Here is a 4,556-nt window from a genome sequence, read left to right on the forward strand (position 1 = left end):
ACCGACGACCAGGTGAAGGTACGCGGTTTCCGCGTCGAACTCGGCGAGATCGAGGCCGCCCTCACCGAACACCCGCACATCGCACGCGCCGCCGTGATCGTCCGGCAGGACCGTGCGCAGGACCCCCGGCTGGTCGCCTACCTGGAGCCCGCCACCGCGACGGAGCCGCCGGCGGAAGAGCTCCGGGCGCACCTGCGCGAGCGGCTGCCGGACTACATGGTGCCGGCCGCCTTCGTCAGCCTCGACGCTCTGCCGCTGACCCCGAACGGCAAGCTCGACCGGCGCGCCCTGCCCGAGCCCGAGTCCACCGCGACGTCGGCCGGCCGGGCACCGCACACTCCGGAGGAGCAGGTCCTGGCCGGGCTGTTCGCCGAGGTGCTGGGCCTCCCGCAGGTCGGTGCCGACGACGACTTCTTCGACCTCGGCGGGCACTCCCTGCTCGGCACCCGGCTGGTGGCCCGCGTCCGCGCGACGCTGGGCGTGGAACTGGCCCTCCCCACCCTGTTCCGCACCCCGACCGTGGCCGGGCTGGCCGCGGCTCTCGGCGGGGCGGACCGGGCCCGGCCCGCCCTGGAGCGCACCGAGCGGCCCGAGCAGGTGCCGCTGTCGTCCGCTCAGCGGAGGCTCTGGTTCCTGCGCCAGCTGGAGGGCTCCGACTCGGTCTACAACATGCCGCTCGCATGGCGGCTCTCCGGACCGCTGGACCTGGCGGCCCTGGAGTCGGCGCTGGGTGACCTCGTCGACCGGCACGAAACGCTGCGCACGGTCTTCCCGGCCTCGGACGGCGTCCCCCACCAGCGGGTACCGGCCGCCGGGGAGGGGCACCCCACCCTGCCGGTGACCCCGGCAGACGAGTCGGCCCTGCCGGAACTGCTCGCCGGCGCCGCCGCCCGCGGGTTCGACCTCGCTGCCGAACCCCCGCTGCGAGCCGAGGTGTTCGCGCTCGCGGCGGACGAGCACGTCCTGCTCCTGGTGATGCACCACATCGCCGGTGACGGCTGGTCGCTGGGCCCGCTGGCCGCCGACCTGGCCACCGCCTACGCGGCACGCAGCCGGGGCGAGGAGCCGCAGTGGGCGCCGCTGCCCGTGCAGTACGCCGACTACGCCCTGTGGCAGCAGCGGCTGCTCGGCGACCCGGCCGACCAGGACAGCCTGTTCGCCCGCCAGACGGCCTACTGGACGCGGACCCTCGCGGACCTGCCGGAGCAGATCCGGCTCCCCGCCGACCGCCACCGCCCGGCGACCCCTTCCTGCTCCGGCGGCCAACTGGCGATCGAACTGGACGCGGAACTCCACGCCGGGCTGATCCGGCTCGGCCGGGAACACGGCGCCAGCGTGTACATGGTGCTGCAGGCCGCCCTGGCGTCCCTGCTGGACAAGCACGGCGCGGGCACGGACATCCCGGTCGGCAGTCTGATCGCCGGCCGGACCGATCAGGCACTGGACGACCTCATCGGGTTCTTCGTCAACACCCTGGTGCTCCGCACGGATACCAGCGGCGACCCCTCCTTCGCGGAGCTGCTGGCCCGCGTCCGGGAGAGCGCGCTCGGCGCGTACGCGCACCAGGACCTCCCCTTCGAGCACGTCGTGGAGGCCCTCAACCCGTCCCGGTCGCTCACCCGCCAGCCGCTGTTCCAGGTGCTGCTCGCGCTGCAGAACGTGCCCCGCACCGAGTTCGCGCTGAGCGGTCTGGCCACCGAGGTCGTCCTCGTACGGACGCCGACGACGATGTTCGACCTCGGCTTCCACCTGCTGGAGCTCGGCGGCCCCGGGGGCCGCGCCGAGGGCATCGTCGGGCGGGTCGAGTACAGCACCGACCTGTTCGACCACGCCACGGTGGAGGCGCTGGTCGCCCGGTGGCTGCGGCTGCTGGCGGAGGTCGTCACCGACGCGGAGCGGCCGCTGAGCCGGATCGACGTCCTCACCACCGAGGAGCGGCGCGAGCTGCTGGTCACCCGCAACGACACCGCTTCCCCGGTCCCGGACGCCACCCTGCCCGCCCTGTTCGAGGCGCAGGTCCGGTCGACGCCGGAGGCCCCGGCCGTGGTGTTCGAGGACACCGTGCTGACCTACGGCGAGCTGAACCGCCGGGCCAACCGGCTGGCCCATGCGCTGATCGCGCGGGGCGTCGGCCCGGAGCAGGTCGTCGCCCTGCGGCTGCCGCGCTCGGCCGAGCTGGTGGTCGCCGTTCTCGCGGTGCTCAAGACGGGCGCGGCGTACCTCCCGGTCGACCCGGACTACCCGGCCGCCCGCATCGCGTACATGCTGGAGGACGCCCGCCCGGCCGTGGTGCTCGACGACCTCGCCGACGTCACACCGTCCGGCCGGGAGCCGGAGCACGATCCGGCCGTCCCCGTGGACGGCCGGCACCCGGCCTATGTCATCTACACCTCCGGTTCCACCGGCCGGCCCAAGGCCGTGACGATGCCCGCGGCCGGACTGCTGAACCTGCTGACGTGGCACCACCGGGCCGTCGGCGGCGAACCCGGCACGCGCACCGCGCAGTTCACCGCGATCAGCTTCGACGTCTCGGTGCAGGAGATGCTGTCCGCCCTGTTGTACGGCAAGACCCTGGTGGTGCCCACCGAGGAGCAGCGCCGCAGTGCCGAACTGCTCGCCCGCTGGCTGGACCGGAACCGGGTCGAGGAGCTGTTCGCGCCGAACCTGGTGGTCGAGGCACTGGCCGAGGCCGCCGAGGAAGCCGGCCTCGACCTGCCGCACCTGCGGCTGGTCGCGCAGGCCGGAGAGGCGATGCGGCTGAGCGCTGCCGTCCGCCGCTTCCAGACCCGCCGTCCGGGCCGGGTGCTGCACAACCACTACGGGCCCGCCGAGACCCATGTGATCACCGCCTACGCCCTTCCGGCCGACCCCGCCGACTGCCCGCTGCCCGTGCCGATCGGCCGCCCGATCGCCAACTGCCGTGCCTACGTCCTGGACGCGGCACTGCGGCCGGTGGCACCCGGAGTGCTGGGTGAGCTGTACCTGGCCGGAGCGGGGCTCGCCCGCGGCTACCTGAACCGGCCCGGCCTGAGCGCCACACGTTTCGTCGCCGACCCGTACGGGCCGGCCGGAGCGCGGATGTACCGCACCGGCGACCTGGTGCGCTGGCGCGCCGACGGTGAGCTGGAATACGCCGGCCGCGCCGACCACCAGGTCAAGGTGCGCGGGTTCCGGGTCGAGCCGGGCGAGATCGAGGCCGAGCTGATCGCACACCCGGGCGTGGCCCAGGTCGCGGTACTCGCCCGGGAGGACCGGCTCGTCGCCTATGCCGTCCCCGCGGACGGGTCCGCGACGACCGGGGCCGCGCTGGCCGCGTATCTGCGCGACCGGGTGCCGGAGTACCTGGTGCCGTCCGCGTTCGTGCTGCTCGACGCCTTGCCGCTGACGCCGAACGGGAAGCTGGACCGGGCGGCGCTGCCCGCCCCGGAGCCGGATGCGCCCGGTGGCGGCCGTGCGCCGCGTACTCCGCAGGAGCAGATCCTGTGCGAGCTGTTCGCCGAGGTGCTGGGCACCGGGCGGGTCGGGGTCGACGACGACTTCTTCGAGCTGGGCGGCCACTCCCTGCTCGCCACCCGGCTGGTCTCGCGGGTACGGGCGACCCTGGGGGTCGAACTGGAGCTTCGCGCCCTCTTCCGGAGCCCGACCCCCGCCGGCCTGGCGGCCGGGCTGCACGACGCCGGCACCGCGCGGCGGGCCCTGGTGCCCCGGCCCCGCCGCGAGATGATGCCGTTGTCGTTCGCCCAGCGCCGGCTCTGGTTCCTCCAGCAGTTCGGGGCCCCGAGCGCCACCTATCACATGCCGCTGGCCCTGCGGCTGTCCGGGGACCTCGACCGGGAGGCGCTGAGCGCCGCACTCGTGGACGTGGTGACACGGCACGAGACCCTGCGCACGGTCTTCCCGCAGACGGGCGGAATCCCGCACCAGCGCGTGCTGGACACCACCGAGGCCGGCGTCCCGCTGCGCGTGCGCACGGCCGACGGGACCGAGGTGCACGCGCTGCTGCGCGAGGCGGCGGTGCGCGCCTTCGACCTGACCACGGAAGTGCCCCTTCGAGCCGAGCTGTTCGCGGTCGCGCCGGACGAGCACGTGCTGCTGCTGGTGATGCACCACATCGTCGGGGACGGCTGGTCCATGGGACCGCTGGCCCGTGACCTGGCCGCCGCCTACACCCACCGGCTGGGCGGGGAGGCACCGGAATGGCCGCCGCTGCCGGTGACCTACGGCGACTACACCCTGTGGCAGCACGAGATCCTGGGCGACGAGGACGACGCCGACAGCCTGTTCGCCCGTCAGGTCGCCTACTGGAAGCGGCAGCTGGCCGGTTTGCCCGAGCAGCTGCACCTTCCCGCCGACCGGCCGCGTCCCGCCGTCATGTCGTACGGCGGCGACGTGCTGGAACTCCGGATCGACGCGGAACTGCACGCCGCATTGGCGGAGTTGGCGCGGCGTTCCGGCGCGACCCTCTTCATGGTGTTGCAGGCTGCGTTGTCCGCGTTGTACACGCGGTTGGGTGCGGGTACGGACATCGCGATCGGGAGTCCGGTGGCGGGGCGTAC

General features: G+C 74.0%; 1 protein-coding gene. It reads left to right on the forward strand.

The window, feature by feature from the left end:
- A partial coding sequence (locus tag ABZ564_RS32615) for an amino acid adenylation domain-containing protein (protein ID WP_360863111.1) occupies positions 1 to 4,556 on the forward strand: 4,556 nt, incomplete at both ends.

The sequence above is a fragment of the Streptomyces sp. NPDC019224 genome (assembly GCF_040632605.1).
In the GTDB taxonomy this organism is placed as follows: Bacteria; Actinomycetota; Actinomycetes; order Streptomycetales; family Streptomycetaceae; genus Streptomyces.